The organism is Runella salmonicolor, from assembly GCF_024158025.1.
GTDB lineage: Bacteria > Bacteroidota > Bacteroidia > Cytophagales > Spirosomataceae > Runella > Runella salmonicolor.
This window is the reverse complement of the sequence record NZ_JAMZEL010000008.1, coordinates 109,005-127,715: the sequence shown is the minus strand read 5'-3', so window position 1 is coordinate 127,715 and position 18,711 is coordinate 109,005. Positions and strand designations below refer to the sequence as shown.

Annotated in this window: 24 protein-coding genes; 20 read left to right on the top strand and 4 right to left on the bottom strand. The window is 46.0% G+C overall.

What is annotated here, in order from left to right:
* Positions 1–3 precede the first annotated feature (3 nt).
* Genes NCI00_RS18700 through NCI00_RS18685 form a run of 4 tightly spaced genes read left to right on the top strand, consistent with a single transcriptional unit; the run spans position 4 to position 3,921 of the window.
* Positions 4–3,081, top strand: a complete 3,078-nt coding sequence (locus NCI00_RS18700) for a hypothetical protein (RefSeq protein WP_253530040.1) — start codon at positions 4–6, stop codon at positions 3,079–3,081.
* Between the two features lie 28 nt (positions 3,082–3,109).
* Positions 3,110–3,412, top strand: coding sequence for a hypothetical protein (locus NCI00_RS18695; protein WP_253530038.1), 303 nt, complete (start codon positions 3,110–3,112; stop codon positions 3,410–3,412).
* Positions 3,413–3,418: 6 nt separating this feature from the next.
* The gene (locus NCI00_RS18690; protein WP_253530036.1) at positions 3,419–3,664 is read left to right on the top strand and encodes a hypothetical protein; all 246 of its coding nucleotides are present in this window, start codon (positions 3,419–3,421) and stop codon (positions 3,662–3,664) included.
* A gap of 56 nt (positions 3,665–3,720) precedes the next feature.
* A complete protein-coding gene (locus tag NCI00_RS18685) occupies positions 3,721–3,921 on the top strand; it encodes a hypothetical protein (protein WP_253530035.1) in 201 nt (66 codons plus the stop codon).
* 32 nt (positions 3,922–3,953) lie between these two features.
* On the opposite strand, the gene NCI00_RS18680 is transcribed toward NCI00_RS18685, so the two are convergent.
* The 4 genes from NCI00_RS18680 to NCI00_RS18665 form a co-directional block, all read right to left on the bottom strand.
* Positions 3,954–4,814, bottom strand: a complete 861-nt coding sequence (locus tag NCI00_RS18680) for a DUF5677 domain-containing protein (protein ID WP_253530034.1) — start codon at positions 4,812–4,814, stop codon at positions 3,954–3,956.
* 197 nt (positions 4,815–5,011) lie between these two features.
* The gene (locus NCI00_RS18675; RefSeq protein ID WP_253530033.1) at positions 5,012–5,947 is read right to left on the bottom strand and encodes a hypothetical protein; all 936 of its coding nucleotides are present in this window, start codon (positions 5,945–5,947) and stop codon (positions 5,012–5,014) included.
* Positions 5,948–6,185: 238 nt separating this feature from the next.
* Positions 6,186–7,076, bottom strand: a complete 891-nt coding sequence (locus tag NCI00_RS18670) for a hypothetical protein (RefSeq protein WP_253530032.1) — start codon at positions 7,074–7,076, stop codon at positions 6,186–6,188.
* 167 nt (positions 7,077–7,243) lie between these two features.
* Entirely contained in the window at positions 7,244–7,882 is a 639-nt protein-coding gene (locus NCI00_RS18665) for a 7-cyano-7-deazaguanine synthase (RefSeq protein ID WP_253530031.1), read from the bottom strand.
* A 735-nt stretch (positions 7,883–8,617) separates the two neighbouring features.
* Here NCI00_RS18665 and NCI00_RS18660 point away from each other — a divergent pair.
* The 16 genes from NCI00_RS18660 to NCI00_RS18585 all read left to right on the top strand — a co-directional run bounded on the left by NCI00_RS18660 (position 8,618) and on the right by NCI00_RS18585 (position 18,586).
* The gene (locus tag NCI00_RS18660) at positions 8,618–9,166 is read left to right on the top strand and encodes a hypothetical protein (RefSeq protein WP_253530030.1); all 549 of its coding nucleotides are present in this window, start codon (positions 8,618–8,620) and stop codon (positions 9,164–9,166) included.
* Positions 9,167–9,254: 88 nt separating this feature from the next.
* Complete coding sequence (locus tag NCI00_RS18655) at positions 9,255–9,821, top strand: hypothetical protein (RefSeq protein ID WP_253530029.1); 567 nt, start codon at positions 9,255–9,257, stop codon at positions 9,819–9,821.
* Between the two features lie 5 nt (positions 9,822–9,826).
* Positions 9,827–10,927: a phage tail-like protein gene (locus tag NCI00_RS18650; RefSeq protein ID WP_253530027.1), complete on the top strand. Its 1,101-nt coding sequence runs from the start codon at positions 9,827–9,829 to the stop codon at positions 10,925–10,927.
* A 2-nt stretch (positions 10,928–10,929) separates the two neighbouring features.
* Positions 10,930–11,367, top strand: coding sequence for a hypothetical protein (locus NCI00_RS18645; protein ID WP_253530025.1), 438 nt, complete (start codon positions 10,930–10,932; stop codon positions 11,365–11,367).
* A gap of 25 nt (positions 11,368–11,392) precedes the next feature.
* Positions 11,393–11,626, top strand: a complete 234-nt coding sequence (locus NCI00_RS18640; RefSeq protein WP_253530023.1) for a hypothetical protein — start codon at positions 11,393–11,395, stop codon at positions 11,624–11,626.
* Entirely contained in the window at positions 11,623–12,009 is a 387-nt protein-coding gene (locus NCI00_RS18635; RefSeq protein WP_253530021.1) for a DUF1353 domain-containing protein, read from the top strand. The genes NCI00_RS18640 and NCI00_RS18635 overlap by 4 nt, the downstream gene beginning before the upstream one ends.
* Before the next feature lie 119 nt (positions 12,010–12,128).
* Positions 12,129–12,995: a S49 family peptidase gene (locus tag NCI00_RS18630; RefSeq protein ID WP_253530019.1), complete on the top strand. Its 867-nt coding sequence runs from the start codon at positions 12,129–12,131 to the stop codon at positions 12,993–12,995.
* Between the two features lie 26 nt (positions 12,996–13,021).
* A complete protein-coding gene (locus NCI00_RS18625; RefSeq protein ID WP_253530017.1) occupies positions 13,022–13,540 on the top strand; it encodes a hypothetical protein in 519 nt (172 codons plus the stop codon).
* 74 nt (positions 13,541–13,614) lie between these two features.
* Positions 13,615–14,643 (top strand): hypothetical protein, encoded by a 1,029-nt coding sequence (locus tag NCI00_RS18620; protein WP_253530015.1) that lies wholly within the window; start codon positions 13,615–13,617, stop codon positions 14,641–14,643.
* Positions 14,644–14,729: 86 nt separating this feature from the next.
* Entirely contained in the window at positions 14,730–15,443 is a 714-nt protein-coding gene (locus NCI00_RS18615; protein WP_253530013.1) for a hypothetical protein, read from the top strand.
* A gap of 64 nt (positions 15,444–15,507) precedes the next feature.
* Positions 15,508–15,687 carry a hypothetical protein gene (locus tag NCI00_RS18610; RefSeq protein WP_253530011.1) on the top strand — a complete coding sequence of 60 codons (180 nt, stop codon included), beginning with the start codon at positions 15,508–15,510 and terminating at the stop codon, positions 15,685–15,687.
* 17 nt (positions 15,688–15,704) lie between these two features.
* Positions 15,705–16,070, top strand: a complete 366-nt coding sequence (locus tag NCI00_RS18605) for a hypothetical protein (RefSeq protein WP_253530010.1) — start codon at positions 15,705–15,707, stop codon at positions 16,068–16,070.
* 169 nt (positions 16,071–16,239) lie between these two features.
* Positions 16,240–16,479 (top strand): hypothetical protein, encoded by a 240-nt coding sequence (locus NCI00_RS18600; protein WP_253530009.1) that lies wholly within the window; start codon positions 16,240–16,242, stop codon positions 16,477–16,479.
* A gap of 43 nt (positions 16,480–16,522) precedes the next feature.
* On the top strand, positions 16,523–17,194 hold the full coding sequence (locus NCI00_RS18595) for a hypothetical protein (RefSeq protein ID WP_253530008.1): 672 nt from the start codon (positions 16,523–16,525) through the stop codon (positions 17,192–17,194).
* A gap of 61 nt (positions 17,195–17,255) precedes the next feature.
* Positions 17,256–17,864, top strand: a complete 609-nt coding sequence (locus NCI00_RS18590; RefSeq protein ID WP_253530007.1) for a ParB N-terminal domain-containing protein — start codon at positions 17,256–17,258, stop codon at positions 17,862–17,864.
* Positions 17,855–18,586, top strand: a complete 732-nt coding sequence (locus tag NCI00_RS18585; RefSeq protein ID WP_253530006.1) for a GREB1-related protein — start codon at positions 17,855–17,857, stop codon at positions 18,584–18,586. The genes NCI00_RS18590 and NCI00_RS18585 overlap by 10 nt, the downstream gene beginning before the upstream one ends.
* Positions 18,587–18,711: the final 125 nt, after the last annotated feature.

Below are 18,711 nucleotides of genomic sequence, written 5' to 3'. Positions count from 1 at the left end.
CTTATGTCTATTTCACTAGCTGATGTACTCGCCATTGACGGCGGCGAAGCATACATCGTTCATCTTCTACCGGATGCCGCCGAAAGTTTCAAAAACCGCACCAAGAAAATTCAGTTGAGGGAAGAAAAAACCCCGTCAACATCCCTGTTTAAGCACCAAAAACACGGGTACTGGATGCTAAAAGACCACGGCAGCGACGACCCCGCCATGCACGCCGTAGGCCTCCACATGTACCTCAAAAACGAAGATTTCAGCACGGCCCTGCGTGAGGTGGCTAAGTTTTATAAGCTCGTAGAAGGCCCAAGCGTGAGCATATCGGCCGACTATAACGCCCGCCCCGCCAACCCCGACGAACAACCCAACCAATACAAATGGGAGCTGAAGGAATTCGACATTGCTGAGCTTCGGAGCATCTTCGCCGATGGCGCTTGGTATTCGATGGGCAAAGACGACGAAGCCCGAAAAACCCGCGCGGTGCAGCTCTGCCAATACTACCACTTCAAATCCGTAAAATGGTTTTCTAAAGTTGATAAAGATGGCAAAACGGTTCACATTTTTGGCTCTAACGAGCGCTTTCCTATTTTCATGTTCGACGAAGGCGACTTCCAAAAGCTCTACAAACCCAAAGATGAAAAGCAGTACCGATTCGTATACATTGGCAAAAAGGCTGAACGCTTCATTCACGGTTTGGCCCAGCACCAAAAGAAATACGCTGAGGCATCGGCCGAGGCCGAAACTCGCTACAGTGCAGCGCTGGCGGCCAAAGCTGCTAAGAACCCCAATGGCCCTGTTTCCGAATCAAGCATTAAGATGGAGGATGTTCGGTTTTCGGAAATCATCTTGTGTACGGGAGGCTCGGACGCGCTCAATGTAGCGGCCCTCGGCTATAACGTCATTTGGCTCAACTCCGAAACGGCCGAGTTCAGCTTCGAGGATTATAAGGCGATTACGGGTATTGCCGAAACAATGTACAATTTGCCCGACATCGACGGTACTGGTATCGAAGAGGCTCGGAAGTTGGCCATTGAGTTTCTGGAAATCAAAACGATTTGGCTACCCGATTCGCTTCGCGAAAAGACCGATTGGCGGGGTTTTCCGTGTAAGGACGTGCGCGATTATTTGCGTTATTATCGTCGAAAAGACTTCGCAGGCTTGCTCGAAACCGCCTATCCGTTCCGTTTTTGGGACTCTGAAATTGCCTACGATAAGGAGGGAATCCCGAAGCGGAAATTTGGCCGCCTCCAAATGAGCTACCAGTTCAACAACGTGTATGGGTACAATTTCCTTAGCCATTGTGGTTTTGGCCGCTTCTTGAGCGAGAAAGAAAAAGAGGGGTATTTCTTCGTAAGAATCGAAAACGGCCGTGTGAAAAAGGTGGACTCCAACGAAATCAAAAACCACCTGCATACCTTCCTCGAAACCTACACGTACCCAGACGGCAAACGGATTGTGGAGGATTTGCGAAATGTGTTATATCGATCGCCGCAACTTTCCGACAGCTCCCTTTCCAACCTTCGGGCTGTCAACCCTGATTTTCGTTACTACGGTCCTGATTTCCAGTACGTGTTTTTCAGTTATGAGAAGAACAATAAGCATGAGTCGCTTACTTGGAAAGTCACTGCAGGGAAAGTAGAAGAAATCAAAACGCCTGAGGTGTGTGTATGGGACTCGAAGGTTATCAGAATCGAAACACCCAACAAAAAAGGCGATTTGCAAACCTCAAAACCAAAGCTGTTGCCACCGTTTTTTGAGGCCAAAAAGACCGATTCGGGCGAATGGGACATCGACATTAAGGACTACGAATGCGACTTTTTGAAGTTCTTAATTCAAACCTCCAAGGTGCATTGGCGCTCCGACATGGAAGACCGATTGGACTTCTGGACACTCGACAGAAAAGGCCAAGATGACTACGTTGAGAAGTATAACCTCGCCGATCACGAGCGCAGCACCTTGCTTTCGTACCAAAATGCCGCACTGGCCGAGGCGTATCGCCAACACAACCGCTTTCGCCTCGATGGAGCCTTGTTGCTCCCCGAAGAAATCGCCGACCAGAAACTCGCCCTTGTCAACAAAATCTTTGTGATAGGCTACATGCTGCACCGCTACAAAGACAGCACCAAAACATGGGTGCCTTTCTGCATGGACTACCGCATGAGTGAGGAAGGAGCAAGCAACGGTGGAGCTGGAAAAGGCCTGTTGGCCAAGGCGCTTTATCGGTGGCTCAATGAGGTGACTTTGGACGGCAGGAACGAGAAAATTTTCGATAACCCGCACATTTTCGAGAACGTTGACAAAGACACAGACCTCATCCATTTTGAGGACTGGAGCGAGTATCAGGATTTTCAGAAGCTTTTCACGCCTGCCACTTCGTCGCTGACCGTTAACCCGAAAAACAAAAGGGCCATCACCCTCAAGTACGAGGAATACGGCAAGTTTTGGATTGACACCAACTTTGGCGACCGCTACACCGACCAATCATCCAAGCGTAGGAAAATCTACGTGGTTTTCTCGGATTACTACCACGAAGATACCGAGCAGTACCGCGAGGTACGCACGCCCAGGACTGAGCTTGGCCGCCGTATTTTCGACGATTGGGATTCCGAGGAATGGAACCGCTTTCATAACTTCTTAGCGCAGTGCTTGGCTTTCTATCTGAGCACCGATAGTAAGATTCAACCACCGGTCGAAAACGTCAACAAACGTAACCTGCTTTCAGCCATGGGCGACAACTTCCGCTCCTGGGCAGATGTCTATTTTGCACATGAGTCCAAGCGTCTCAACGAATATGTGCAGAAAATCCCCGCAATGGAGGATTTTAACCGCGAAATGCGCCTCAAGGTCACGTCGCACGCCTTCATTAAGAAGCTCAACGCGTGGTGCAAATACAACCACTATGAGTACAATCCTGCCGAACTACTCGACAAGCGTGGCCGCATCGTGCGCACCATCGACGTGGTAGAAAAAGATGGCACTCGCCGCCAAACCACCGCCGAGATGATTTTCATCCGTACCCCCGACACCAAGGCCCCCGCTTCCCCCAAAGATGATTTTCCCAGTGATTCTTTAGAAGCCGATTTTTAAATTTTCAACCATCAAATATCTAAGCAAAATGAAACAGTATTTCATCCGAATCGAAAAGTGGTATTATGCCAAAAATCAGCTTGAGGAAGCGGCCATTGAAATGATTCAAGCCAGATTTTCTCATCAACTCGTAGATGCAAATTCGCTTAAAGTTTTTTGGCTTATTCTGGATAACGAGCTTAAAAAGCTCAATATCCACCACCATCGGGCCAAGCAATTGAGCCGCTTTGAAGGTACTTCCCGATTTCAACAAAAAATTGGCCGTGCCAACATTGATGACCTGATTATCATTGAGGCTGTGGAAGTGAAAGGCATGTTTTTAGGAAATTAGGACATCATGGCTGAACTACAAGCCGAAATCAGCTCGCATATCAGAATGCTGACCGAGGGCAGCGTTTGGATTGACGACCAAAAGCGCACAATCGTTGTGCATCGCGTGCATTTTTCGAGTGCCGTCACCGTTGGCAGTTTTTCCCTGCTCATCATTCCCGACATGACCATTGCCCACCGATCCGCTGCCTCGGTGGAAGAAAGAGTGAAGAGCGGTAAGATGCAGTATTGTCGCCAGTGTCAAAACATCTAATCTCCCTGCCCCTCTCCGTATCCTGGAGAGGGGTTCAAAAAACACACAAATCCTTTATGAATTACGATGAAGTAATAGAACAGGCTCACGAAGAGCATTTTATGTGGCAAGACCAGACACGTGCTGAGCGCGACGAATGGATTAACATGTCCGCTAACGTTTCGGGGCTTTGCATTCGGGCGGGAAATCGAAGCACAAAAGCTGGTTTTATTACTAAAGTTCATTTGAAAAACCACCTATTGAATTTTACACTTTAGCCCGCCTGACGCAAAACCCGTTTTAGCGGTAGTTACTTTTCATGTTCTCTAATTACCTTTTTCAAAACCCTAAAAAAGTCGCTAGGTCTTTTGATATTCAACTCTTCAAATGTCACCAGTTCAGGATAAAAATTCTCTTCTGAAAAGGATTTCTTTATTTTCTTAACAATACTCATAAATGAAGCATCCAAATTCAATTCTGTTTTAAATGTTTTAGAAAACTCCACGAATAATAACGCAGCATAAAACTTATTAAACTGTTCATAATACTTATGAAAATTGGTAGAGGAAAAGATAGTTGGTCCCCATTTGCCCTCTTTGTCTGTGTGGTACCATCCCATTCGCAATAAAATGTTTGGACTAAAATGCACCATTCTTGATGTTGCATGGTAAAAGAAGTCGTAAAGCTGCTTTAATTTTCCGTCAATGGCCATATGTTCTACACTTGGAAAAATTCTCTCTTTGTTTAGCCCATTTTTTTGCATTGTCGCTTTTAATCTATCTTCTAACTCAACAATTTCTTCCCTTATTTTTTCCTTTTTAGGAGAAATCTGGTCTGGAGCGACCTGACCAAAATATGCTGTTTGTACTTCGATTGAGGTCTTAAGCAGATATTGCATATAGACCTGCAATAGCTCATCTTTATCAGATGAAAAGTATTTTCTGAGATACTTGAGAACTATTAAGTCCTCACAAATTCCTCTTAAAAATGGAGTATGAAAAAATGAATTTTCAACAGAATTGTGGCTTTGAATGAAATAATTGTATTCAATACATTTTGCGAAAGCAGCCTTAACAACACATAAAAAAGTTTCACTGAGATTTTCAGTAGGATGAGAGTTGTAATCCTTTAACTTCTCAAACAGTTCCGTAAATTCATCCTTAAAGTTCATGTCTTTTGCAGTCTAGTAATTACCACTAACGGTTTCGGGCTTTGCGTTCGGGCGGGTTTCGGACAAGAAAACTGTCAACCAGCACTGAACTTGAATAGAAGCACAAAGCTCCAAGTTTGCACGTCAGCCCGCCTGATGCAAAACCCGTGTTAGCGGTACTCTTACTGTCCATTCGAGGTCGGTAACCTTGAAGTTTACTAACGTAAATGTGAGTGGATTTTTTCAATGCTGTGCCTCATTAGAATCTTGTTCATACTGTCTATGATTTGGCTTCTGTCTTTGTTTAAGGTTTCGCTTATTTTATTTTGAAAGTCATCAGGAAAGTATAGAAAGTTGTCCCGTTGCTCAATATTTCCTTCGCTCAAATTTTTTGTTGTAAAGTTTCTAATTTTCTGAAGCAACTTTTCAATAGTGGAAACTTCGTCTCGGTCTTCCTGCTTGCTTAGTGATTTTGCTGGGTAAGCTGATGTAAGCAGGTTGCCATCACGGTCGTATAGTCTACCAGTATTAAACGCTCTTTGCGTGTCAGAGATAGCTTTTAGGAAATCACTGCAATTATTCTCCGAGTGAAATGTGGTATTAAATGCAGGTCTGCTCAATGAATTTTTAAGTAAAGCAAGTATGTGAATGTCTTTGTCATACTCCTTAAAATTTTTGAGAATTTCGTCATAGTAGAAATACGCTAACTCGGAGTGTTTGTTAATCTCCTCCTCAAATGCTTCCCAAAACCAAATTTCAATTTTCGCAAGTCCATTCCCTTTTCTGATGTTGTTAAATTCGTTTAGATGTGTTTGTATATCTACATCTCTAAAAGTTGTTGTCGCAATAATGAAGCGGTCAAGTTTTGGCGTAAAACTGTCAGCAAGTAAAACCTCTGCATCAATAGTATTTGTGGTAACTGTAGTGACAATTTTTTTTGTTGTGCTTGGAGTATGCCCCTTGTGCTTACACTGTATGCCCGTATTAAGGTCGTCTTTATCCCAACCGTAAACATCAACACCGTCTTGCGTTTGTCCTTGTCTGCCATAATTTTCAAAATCTCCTGCAAGACGATACTTTGCTACATCTTTAGTCAGTTGCTCAAAGTCTTGCCAATTTCTCGGTGGTGGATATGATAGTATAAGTGTCCCCATTCTTTTGTGAATATATTTTGTCTGTTGTTATTAGCACTAGTGTTTCAAGTCTGCACGCTCGTCAAAAGGTTACCGCTAACGGATAGGGCTTTGCGACGGGCGGGTTTCCAAGCACAAATGCCCAAGTTATTACTAAATCTCATTAGATGCACAAAACCTAAAGGTTGCACGTCACCCCGCCTGACGCAAAACCCGTGTTACCTGCTGGGCTTATTTTAGTTTTATGTCCGTTTGTCATTTAAAACTTAGGAGAATATGTGATAAGTTCTTTCTTAATCAGTGCCGTAAATACTTTGTGGATGAAAACTTTCCAACTCTCTGTAAACTCTTTTATGCTGTCGTGTTTATAGATGTAGACAGGAGTATTTTCCTTGCCTTTTTCTTTGATTAGTCGTTCATTGAAATGAACTGGAATGTCGCCTTGAATTTCCGAATTGAACTCGTAATAAATTCCTAAGTCATTATAATGGGTTATTGTGTCTCTTGGTGCAACGGCTATTTTAATCCAATCAAAATAATTATCGTAAATGAAGTTCATTAATTCGTCCGTGTCCTTATTAGCTGCAACCGTAAACATAAAGCCTTCATACTTGTCTTTGTCTTCCTTGTATCGTCCAAATGTTGTATAAGGAGAAATCCCTTTGAAGTAATATGAAAATAGGATTATAAATCTGTCTAATCCAGCTTTTAATGACATTAACATTGCTTGGATTTCAATTTGATATTTAGTTCGTCTAAGAGTGTTCGAGTCTCTAGGTTCGTCTTCTCTAATTGAATACTTTATGTCATCCCATAAAAAGTCTTTTAAATAATATTCTATGTAGTTATTGTAATGGTGGAATGGTGCAATCAATGAAGGATACATTGTGTTTATGATTGTTATTAAGTCTTCATAAACATTAAGGGCAATTGGAACTGTCACTACTTGACCATCTTTTTCCAACGTGATTTCTTTTTTAGGAAATTTGGCTTGTTCTTCACTTGAAGTCCCCTTTTCGTAAAACTTCATTGAAATTCCCATAAATTCAGAAAGCAACTCATCTAAGTCATATTTTGTTGAGTTTACTTTGTCAGCAAATTGTCTTCTGTTTTTTTCACTTCCTACAATATTTCTAAAAATGTCGTCCATTAGTATTGTTTTTTTAGCCTTGCAAGTAACGGTTTACGTATTGGCGATGGTGGGGCATTTGAAAAACGTCAGCCCAAGATTTGCAAAATGCTCAATAGAATTAAAAATGTTGGATTTACAACTATCAGCCCCACTATTGCCAATACGATGTTGTGTGTAGCCTTTTTTTAGAATTTATACTTGGTTATATCTTTAATGCCTGCTTTTTCCATAGCGTTTCGTCTTGCTCGACAAGCACCACAGCCCCCGCATTGTATTTTGTCACTTACTATACAGCTCCAAGTTTTATGCAATGGTACTCCTAACTCGAAACCGAGTTTTAATACTTCTTCTTTTTCCATTTTGGTAAAGGGTGCAAGTAGTTTTATGTCATTACTTTCAGTTGACATATTTAACGCTTCATTAATTTTATCCAAAAATGGTTGACGATATTCTGGTGATTCTTCTGCGTCTTGATTGTGTAATGCTACGAGCACATAACTACATTTTTTCAGAATAGCGTAACAGCTTGCAATTGACATAAGAATTGCACTTCCAAATTTCATTACGTGTGCTTCGGAATGAATAGTTGGTCTCTCGTGTCCAAGCATACCCACTATTTGTTTCATATCTATAACATCAAGTCCAATTCCATAATGTTTTGCAACAGCTCTGGCAGCAGTTAATTCTGACCTGTCTGTCATAAGTCCAAATTGAAAATTTACTAATGTCGGCTCATAATTTTGTTTTAGAGCCCATCCGATTAATGTCGCAGAGTCTGGTCCACCTGAAACCAATACTATTGCTTTTTGTTTTTGCTTTGTCATTTTGAATTATTTATTAAGTTAAGAAATCAATGTTGTTCATAGTTCTGTGTAAGGTTACACACAACATCTGTATATACGCTATATTTCATAAAGCAGACGGATTGGATGTATATACGCAAGCAATATAAGTGCCAAAAAATACAAATAATTACGAAAAAGTGCAATTAAGCCCCTGTTTATAGGGCTTTTTTGTGGGCCGTTGCCGACTCCTTGCAACCTCTCCCCTAAATATCCTGAAAAAATTTGTATTGTTTGTATTATTTGTATCTAGGAAGCTTTAAAGAGTTGACGGTCAAAAGATTATAATAAATACAAATTTTATATTTTTTGTATTATAAAAATATAAACAATACAAATAGTGTTTTTCGACTTCGTGGGTTTTCGGGGTGGCCTTTCGGCCAATACAAAAAATACAAACAATATTTGGGGTAAATACAAATTTGAAAGGCCATTTTCAGGAAATGACATTGGCGCAATACGCTGATTAACAGTACGTTAATTAGCAATAATAAAAAAATACAAAAAATAACTTTTTTTTCGTGTTTTAGCGGAGGTACACGCGCAAAAACTTGTGAAATCGCGGGAGAAGTTGTAAATTAAGGTATTGAAAAAATGCAAGTGCCTGTCGGTCAACAGGCACTTAAAAGTAGGGTAGTTATCGAAACGTCGAATCGTTCTTCATTAGCGGGTTATTGGGTATTTGAATGCGCGTTCAAATATAACCATTTTTTTAGGATGCCCGAACACGTACACGCCGAACCGTCTGTCACTTATGTATATCAGGATAATGCTCGAAAAGAGCGGTATATTGAAGTACTGGTCCCGCGCCATGTGCGTCAATTTTTGCTGATGGAATATGCCGGCAATGCCGATCATATCAAGGCGAGCCAAAACCAGTTCATCGGGGCGATGGTGGTTTCGGTCTGCGAGAAAATTCCCTATCGGCGGGTCAGGAGCCGTAAGAAATTCAAGGGCTCAAAGGTCAGGATTGTGTTGCCGTATGATGCCGAATATTCGCACGTATCGTTGCAAACCCTCAACGACCTGACGGTGATTCTGGAAAAGTTGTTTTTCGAGAAAATGCGCTCGTTCGTCACGTGTGGGTACTACGTGCATACCTCGGAACGGAACGCCGTTGACCTATTCCTCCAAGTCTACGACATCAACCCCGACGATTGGGATTTGGACGCGGCCTACGCCTGCTGGAAGCGGTACAAGTCGGATGTAGGCTTGGTAGAACGCAAGGAAGCCCCGCCCCGATATATCGACAAAAAGCAAAAATAGTGTGTACGGTTTCGTCCTAGATTGTCGGCGGTTTCGTCCTATTGTTTTGACTGTGTGTTAGTTAGCTTTGTGCCTCTTCATTCCGAACATGCAAAAATTACCACAACTTGACAAACTTAACAACTCCAACGTACAGGGCTTAGATCTTGTACGTTTGATTGACGTACGCGATGTCGCGGGGTTTCTTACACCCGAAAATGTTTGGTCTGGTGCTTACGCTGGGTGCTTGCCAGTTGGCGGGTTGGTCCCCAACGAGGGAGCGGTTTGGATAGAAATGCGTTTTAGGGCGGGGGCATCAAATCATACCGAAACTCGCCTCAAGTCCAACCAGGGCGATAGCTGGCAACAAACGCTGTCGATGCAAATACCGATAGACTCACCCGAACGCGCGAAGCTTGTACGGATGTTGAGCCGGGGGCGTTTCATTGCGATTCGGATGGATGCCAATGAAGTGGTCCGGGTGGTGGGAACGGTGCAACAGCCGCTCAAGCTCGCGGACATGGCCTTTACGACGTCGGGCCTGAATGCTTGGACGTTTTCTTTGCTTTCTACGGGGCCGCGTCAGGCCTATTATATCAATGGTTGGGATGATACCGACCTATACGGCAACCCTGCCGATTTTGCCTTCAATTTTTCACTTGATTTCAACGCCTAATTCTCATGCCAACTTTCGCCACTCTCGAACAGTACGTTACGACCGTAACCAATAAGCTCACTAAGCCCCGGCGCGGCGTGGACGGCTCCGAAGGGGTTTTGGTTTCTGATGTGCTTTCGGCCTTGGTCGATTGCGGCACTTACGTGACGGATGGGCTGAATTCGATTGTTGGAAAAGCTAACCGTAGCGGGGATACGTTTACGGGAGCCGTTACAATTATCGCGAGTACAGCGTCGCTGGTTAACCCTGATGTTGGTCTACTCGTTGGACATACTGGGGGCACAAGCGGCATTCAGATGGATTCGTGGGGCGATTCCACGAAACAAGTCTACCTGAAAAACTGGAACGGAAAGTTTGAACTTGTCGCAAAAAATGGAATTAACCTCCGCACGGATGGGACTTTTGCCGAAGACATCAATTTTCTGACTGGCGCTGACGTTCGATTAAAAATCGCACACAATGGCAATCTCATTGTAGGAGGTTTGGCAGACAATGGCTTAGCCAAGTTTCAAGCTCCTTCGATTTCGCTCGGCTTAAATAATTGGCAGTACTGCTCCGATGGCACTGAACGCCTTTTCTATGGCTCGGCCATTACTTATCACCGTGTGGCCTCTGGCGGGGTAATGATCATGATGTTTGGATCGGGTGAAAACTACAATCTGACGCATAATGTATTTGGATTGAACAATGATTCATATTGTGACATATCTCAATTTGCCCTCACTGGTGCGCCTGCTGCTGGTTCGAGGCAATGGGTACACAGAAAAGAAGCTTCTGGCGTCGATTACCGTTTTTTTGACTGGAATGGCAGTTCGGCGCGGGATTGGTGGAACGTGTACGCATCGACGCAAAAAATGTCGTTAGCCCAAATTATCCATGCAAACTACGGCTCTAACGTAGGCATAGGCACAAGTACGCCCGATGCCTCGGCCATCCTTGACCTGAAATCCAACACCAAAGGGCTTTTGCTGCCTCAATTGACAACAACAGAACGAAACGCCGTTCCTGTTTCGGCCGCTCGAAAAGGGTTGCTAATTATTAACGTGACTACCAATAAGTTAAACTTCTATAATGGCTCCGCTTGGGAAGCTGTAACCTCCGCTTAATTATGGACATCTTCAAGATTCAGCCTTTTCAGGGCAAAGACACATCTGGTGAGTATACGCTTATTGCGCTCTCAATCCGGTATAATGGCTCCGTGACGGTTGAGCCGACGAGTGGCGGTATGTTTCAGGTGGACTACTACACCGACCGCAAGGTGATTCGGGAAGCCAACAGGGACATCATCACCAAGGATACGATTCAGGCCCAATTGGTTAATATGGGCTTTGAGGTAGAGCAGGCTGAGCCGCAGGCCGAGGCCATGATGAAAGCGGCGATTTTGCACCTTGTGGGTGGCACCTCTAAGGAGGAGCGTTATGCTACCTTGAGTGGTATTGTTGGAGGTTTTGGGATGGAGTTGCTGCCGATTGAGCAACAAGATGGGGTGTTGGAGCAAGTTGTTAACAATGCTGCTCCTGCCGTGACACCCATGCAGGAAGTCTAATTACTCATATATTATCATACCATCAATGGAAAAAATAATCATTGCGCATTTCACTGAGCGTGAAATGTCTATCATTCAGTCGAATATCCAAGAATTGAGTCAGACGGGCCGTATGGGCAATGCGGATTCAATTGCGATGCGTTTCGACTCGGCTATTGCCCGCGCCAAAATCGAAACTGCTGAAGTGCTTGCATCGGAGCCTACCCCTCAAGTGGAGGAGAAACCAACTCAAAACGAACAGATTGCGCCGGAAGCATGAGTTACATCACCACTTACCCCAACATCCTGCTGAAAAAGTGCGCGGATGGCAAAGCTGATTGGTGGGAAGTGACCGTTCGGGTCAAGGTACGTTGTGAGTTATCGCCCATGGGTAGGATATTCATACCCGATGGGTTTGTGTCGGATTTTGCGAGCACTCCGCGCGCGTTTTGGTGGCTGGTACCACCGCATGGAAGAACGGCCAACGCCTGCATCGTACACGATTATTTGTACGAAAAAAAGCCGCTGAAAGCCTCCCGAAAAGAGGTGGATTTGTTTTGGAGAGAGCTGCTCAAGCAATGCAATGTGCCTGCTTGGCAGGTTTGGATAATGTATAAGTACGTGCGCCTATTGGGTGGATTTAACTGGAAAAAGTTAAAATAAGTATTTTGATTTTTTGGAAGAATTGAAAAGCCCGCGAACGATGTTTTCTGGCTTTTTGCGTCCTATAACGCTTGGTTAATACCTTCTAAGTTGGCATCGAATTAATCTGACTCATTTCGATGCACTTCCAGAACCTGCTACATCATCATTTTTTTGCGATGGAAAAGGCGGCTTACTACGCCGCTTTGCAAGCGCCCATTCACCTTCACTTAGGAGCAATGGAACTGCCGAAAGTAGAGATGGTAGCGGCCGAAAACTCGTATAGCTCGTGGGAGATGCAGTATTATTTCGGCATCAAAACCGACAAACAAAAGTCGGGATTGGTGGCCATCATTCCCGTTAAGGGCGTCTTAGCTCCAGAATGGAGTTGGGGAGGCACGAATACGGAGTGGTTGAGCCAACAAATCGCCATCGCAATAGGCAATGAAGCTGTATCGGCCATTGTGTTGACTGGCAATTCGGGCGGTGGTGCCGTGACTGGAACGATGGCTTGGGCTAACAGTATAGCGACCGCCAAAAACCAAAAGCCGATTGTGGGCCATGTGCAAGGCATGGTGGCGAGTGCTGCCTATTGGGGCTTTTCGGCCTGTAATGAAATCTTTCTGGAATCGGCCACGACCTCGGCCGTGGGGAGCATTGGCGTGATGAGCGTCTATACCTCCTACGCCAAGCAGCTTGAAAAAGAGGGCATCGACGTGCGCGTACTACGCTCAAAAGGAGCTGAAGACAAAGCCTTATTACATCCTGCCGAAGCCCTCAACGAAGATGCTCTCAAGGAAGAGCAAAAGTTGATTGATGCAATGCGGGTTGAGTTTTTGGGCGCAGTGCAGTCGTTTCGGCCCCAAATCATCAATGACCCCGGCGGAAAACTCTACTACGGCCGCGACGCCATCCGCGCAGGCCTTGCCGACAATGTAGGCACTCGCTCTGATGCCATCAAACGCGCTGATTATCTGGCCCGTAAGGCCATGTCTCTCACCTTATAATTTTTTTCACTTTTTTCTCTCAAACCATGCAATTGAACTGGAAAAACCTCAAAGAGGTGGTTGGCAATCTGGTCACCTCTAACAAGTTGAGTCAGGAGGAGGCCCAACGCCTGCAAAGCGCCGTTGATGTCGATGCGACCGCGACCAACGAGCCTCCCGCTGCAGCTCCCGTAGCCGCCGCTACCATCACGGCCGAAGCTGCTACCAATGCCGGGGCTGCCATTGCGGCCGTTGTTGCTGCTGCCGCCCCTGCTCCCGTAGCGCCTGCCGTGGTGCCTCCCGCTGCACCCGTAGCGGCCGCCCCTGCTCCCGCCGCTCCGACCGCCGCTGAAACAAGCGAGCTGGAAAGACTACGTGCCGAAAATGCCGCCCTCAAGGCCAGCCAAAACCAGACTATCACCGCCGCTGGAGTGCCTGCCGGTGATGTAACGAACGGAAATGCAGCGCCAAAGGGCGAGGAAGTTAACCCGCACTTTGCCGACTTGAAGCGCATCAAGGAGAAGTATGGCAAGTTTGGCTTGACGGCAGAAATCGTTCTCGACTAAGAGAACCAACCCGTGTTTTTTTAGCCCTTGGTGGGGGGTGATTCTTTTTTTTAACTCTTAAATTTCTCACTCAAATGGCAGTAAAAGTAGACGTTAGTGCCTTGGCGGTTGGTCTCCAAGAAAACCGCGAGGACTACGAAAAGATTTTTGCGCAAAAGCTGGTTAACGGCTTTGCGGCAAAAGGCGACATGATTTCGATGCCTGTCGTGCAAAAAATGGCCTTGGTTCGCGAAGAACTCGGCAACATGACCCAACCGGGCCGCACTGGAGCAATCAACAACCCCACCCACACGCTTTTCACGTACAAGGAGCGTATTGCCGAGCTGAAGCCCGCAAAGGTGGACGTGTACTTCGACGAGGTGCAGCTCTATAAATTAGCAATCAGCTTTTTGGCGAAAAAAGGCGCGGCCGATCCTCGCGACATCCACAGCTTTGCAGGCCAACAGTATTTGATGAGCCGTGTTTTGGCGCGTATTGGAAAAGAGGTCAACAACGCGATTATCAAGGGCGTGGCGGGTTTTGGTTACGATGCGGGTGATACCCAAACGGCATTCCAAGGTGGTTTGAACTTGTTTGACGGATTGAACTTCAAATTCTTGGCGGGCTATGCTACGTCGGGACCAGGCTTTGTGGGTGACATCCCTGCGGGCAACAAAGTGACGGGTGCAGCAGCTACTGTAACCGCCGCCAACATTTTGGCCGAGCTGACGAAAATCCAAAACTTAATCTATAACAACCAAGATTTGCGGGTTGCTGAGGATGAAGTTGGTGGAACGTTGTTTGTTGACCCTGCTTTTTTCGGCTTCATTGCCGATGCGTTGGATGCGTTGCCTTACAAGGCTGATTCGGTCGTAACGCCATCTGGTGACGGTTTTACGTTCAAGAAATTGAAGAAAACCAACATCATCAAGCGTGAGTATTGCGCTGGTACCGACAATATGTTTTGGTCGTTGAAGGATAACCTTTTCTATCTGCACCAAGATACCGAAGAGGACATCCCGAAAATCAAGATTCAGGAAAAAGACCGTGGTCTTCAACTGTTGATGGATTGGGAAAACAACGTTGACTACGCTGACGGCCGCTACGTGGTGCTTTACAAGTAGTCGCTTTTTGCTTCTCATTTGGTGAATCCCCTGCCCATGGGGATTCACATTTTAGGTTTCAAACTCAAAATTTTACTTTCATTCCAATGAAAAATTTCATTAAGAACTTTTCGATTCTCGCGTTCGTGTTGCTGGCGATGGCGGCGGGCGTTGAGGCGGCCGGGTCGATTGCCGGCTTTGTGGCGGGGTCGGTGGCCTACGCTGGGTTGCAGTATGCGGGTGTAGTGGAGCTGCCTTTTGGGGCGGCATACGTCAACCTGAAAATCGGAAACGTGAAGCGCCAAAATCGGCAGCTTGACAACCAAGGCGGGTTCACTAAGATGGCTATCATCCTGCCTGAATCGTTTGCTACGCATTGGCCGCTTTCGTCGCATTTGGGAGCGAGTGGCGTGGAAGTCACTACGCCTCCTACAATCACGGTGGGTGAGAAATTTGGTAACGTCGTTTTCGACTTAGATGCGGGAATGTTGAAGTCAAGCCGAAAGGGCGATATCGACAGCTCTAACCACTCGCACGAGGGTAGTTTTTCGGTGTCGGGTGTAACGGTTGAACAGTTGACCGAACTCGAAAAAACGAAGGGTGGTTGCCTTTTGGTGGGTTGGGACTCTGACGGCCGTAGATGGTTAGCGGGTAGTACCAAGCGTCCGTTGAGCCTCGAATACGATGTCGATTTTGGGGATAAGCCCGACTCGAAGCGTAAAATCACGGCTAAGTTTAAGCGCGATGGCTTCAAGTTTCCGTTGCTGTCTTTGGGCGAAGCCGTAACGCTGACGCTCGAAACGTTGACTGAATTAGATTAACGATAACGGCCCTCTCCTGGACACGGGATTGGGCTGTTGTTTCACCCCTAAAACTGTTATAGCAATGTATAAAGTTAACCCCGAACATGCGGGCAAAGTTGAGTTCGATTTCGGAAGCGATGTCGGCACTCGCAAACTTACCCAAGGGTTGCCTCAGGAGCTTTTGAAACGCGTACATGAATTGCCGGGTGGCAGTTATTACGTGACATACGAGCCTCCAAAAAAAAACGAAGTTCAACCCTAAAAAAATAATAGCTCAAAATGGCTACTCAAGCTGATGTAAAAAAGGCAAAAACGCTCGTAGAAAACGCGCAAAAGGCCTGCGAGAAGGTTTTGGGGGCGATGATTGCCCTCACGTTTATGCCCATTGTGGCGGCTCTTTCGCAAATGGAAGAGCGCGTGAATGCCGAAAAACCTTATGAGGGATTGACGCACGAAGAGGCGGCCGCCCTGAAAGAAAAGCAAAACAACGAGGCGGTTTTGTTGGCGGTTGAGGCCGCAAACACGCAACTCGCCGAAATAATGGAAGCTCGGAAGCCTAAGCCCAAAAAGGTAGAAACCGAAGAGCCGGCAGAATCTGATGAAGATACTGGAACAGGCGAGGATGACCCGGACCGCCTGCCCTAGCAACCTAAAAAATCCCCGCCCCGAAAGGAAGCGGGGATTTTTCGTTTATCTTTGCACCGCGCATCTATTAAAAATTCAACATGCCCCGGAAGAACTTTCCGGTTGGCAATGGGTTGCAAGTACCCAAATCGGCCTGTTGAAGGTAGATGCGCAGTGACCAATCGGATTTATGCTCCCTCCTCCGCCGTCATTCGCAAGCCTCGGCGAACACCTCCGAGACCACCACTACGAGCCGCTCACGCTCGCCAAAGCTCTCCATTCTTACCTACAATTGCCTGAAAATCGGGACGCACTGACTCAGGATGAGTTGGACGAAATGCACCAACGGTTTCAGTACCGCGAGGTCATCAAAGATTTTATCCTAGTGTTGATGCCGTTTTTTGAGATTCCCGAAGATTGGGAAGAGTAAGTGCGTTCTATCCCATCCGCAGCGCCTGTCATAGATTTGGGCCATGACTACACAAGCAGCTATCCAACAACAGGAGGCATCGGTTAAGATGCTCGAAATAATGGTGAAAATAGGCCGCGCCAAGGCCTCCGAATTGGCGCTGGCAAAGGCCGTTTTGGGTGAACTTTTTAACCCGCCAACAGCTCCCGAACCCATTGTTGAAATCGTGCCTGGTAATTACACTCAACCGCCGATGCAATTGACTCGCAACGAGCCGATTGACATGGGCATGATTGAGAGTGTTTTTAGGAAAAAGGGTGAATTGATGACCGAAATCAAACGCCTGACTGCCGAGCAAAACGAACTCTCCAACCGCCTCCACGAAATTGATACCGATCAGGATTGCCCAGGCATTACACGGCAGATAGTGAGCCTACGCAAAACCATCGAAGAGCTTTGGAGTGATTACCGTTTCATTGAGCGAAACGGGGTATTGCCTGAGAAAAAAGTTGAAACCGTAGCCGAGCCTGTTGACCCACTGCGCGAGCTGAAGCTTTTGCAGATAGGCCACGATTTGAAGCGCCTGCGGGATATTAGGTTGAAGCTCGAAAAGAAGCTCGAAAAACCTCACCTCCACACCAAAAAACCTGAATTGAAAGTGCCTGAATGGCAAACGTCCCTGATTAAGGTACAGGAAGAAATATCAGATTTGGAGCTGCAAAAAGACGCGTTTTAATCCCAACACGAAACCTACTAATTTAAAACAAAATAGTAGATTTTTAATCCCAATTACATACATGGAAAAATTGAAGTGGAACACCGTACAGATGCGGTGGATTGACATGGTGCCGTATGCGCACAATGCCCGAAAAATGTCGGCCAAGCAGGGAAAGAACCTGAATGAGTCATTGGATGAATTTGATGTGGTGGACATCCCGGTAGTGGATATCGACAATATCATCATCGGTGGCCACCAGCGCCAACGGACGATGCTCTCGGCGGGCCGTGGCGAGGAGCTGACCGACGTACGGATGCCGAATCGGAAGTTGACGGAAAAGGAGTTTAAGAAATTGAACTTCATGCTCAATGCCGTGAAGGGGGATTTTGTGGATGATATATTGCGTGAGCACTTCACGGATATTGTCGATTTTGAGGACTTCGGTATACAACTGGAGGCGTTGGCCGAGCTGCACACACCCGAAGCCGCGACGGAAGCGCCGGAGTTTCCGATTGTGCCGAAAATGAGTGAGAAGTACAGCTCTTTTGTGATTATCTGCAGGAATGAAATTGACGCCAACTTTATCGCCGAAAAATTGGGCATGGAGCGCGGCAAATGCTACAAAAGCGAGAACGTTGGAATTATGCACGTGGTGGAAGCTGAAAAGATAACAGGGCTATGGAAGTAAAGATTGTGATACCGTCGCATAAGCGATTTGACCGCGTATTGACCACCTCGGCCGTGGACAATGCGATACTTTGCGTGGCCGAAAGTCAGAAGACTCTTTACCAAAAGTGCAACAAAGGCATTGAGGTAGTAACGCATCCTGACAGCGTGATTGGATTGGCTCGGAAGCGGGACTGGATTATTAAGCACTTCCGAAACGTATTTATGTTGGATGATGATATTAACTGCCTCAAGCGCGTGTATACGGGCAAAGGCGAGACAATCCAGATGGATGCGAATGAAGCCTATAATATCATACAAATGACCGCCAATGCCGCCAAAGATGCCAGTGCCTATTTGTTTGGTTTCAGCACATCACCTGCCCCGGTGAGCTTTTCGAGTTGGAACCCGATAGCCCTCACTGGCTACGTGACGGGTTGCGCCCATGGGGTATTGGAAGGCTCGAAGCTCTGGTATAATCCCGACATCATTTGCAACGAGGACTATTGGATTAGTTTGTTGAACGCCTATTATCACCGCATGATTTGGAAGGATACACGGTTTTATTTTGCTCAAAAAGAAACGTTTGTCAATCGTGGTGGGTTGGCAGAATTTCGTAATTTAGATGCCGAAGAAAAGGACTTTCACCTACTCAGGAAAGTGTTTGGCGATGTGGTGGAGCTTCGGAAGAACAAAACAAATACCAAGCATCCTTTTCAGAAATCGATCAAACTGCCGTTTTAATATTTTTTCTATATTTGTTGAGTGTTAAAGGCGCTTCCTCATTCCATCTATACGAACAGAGCGGGCTAAAAGATGAGTGGATTATCGGTCGGGTACAATAAGGATAACCGACCAAATTTGTTTGA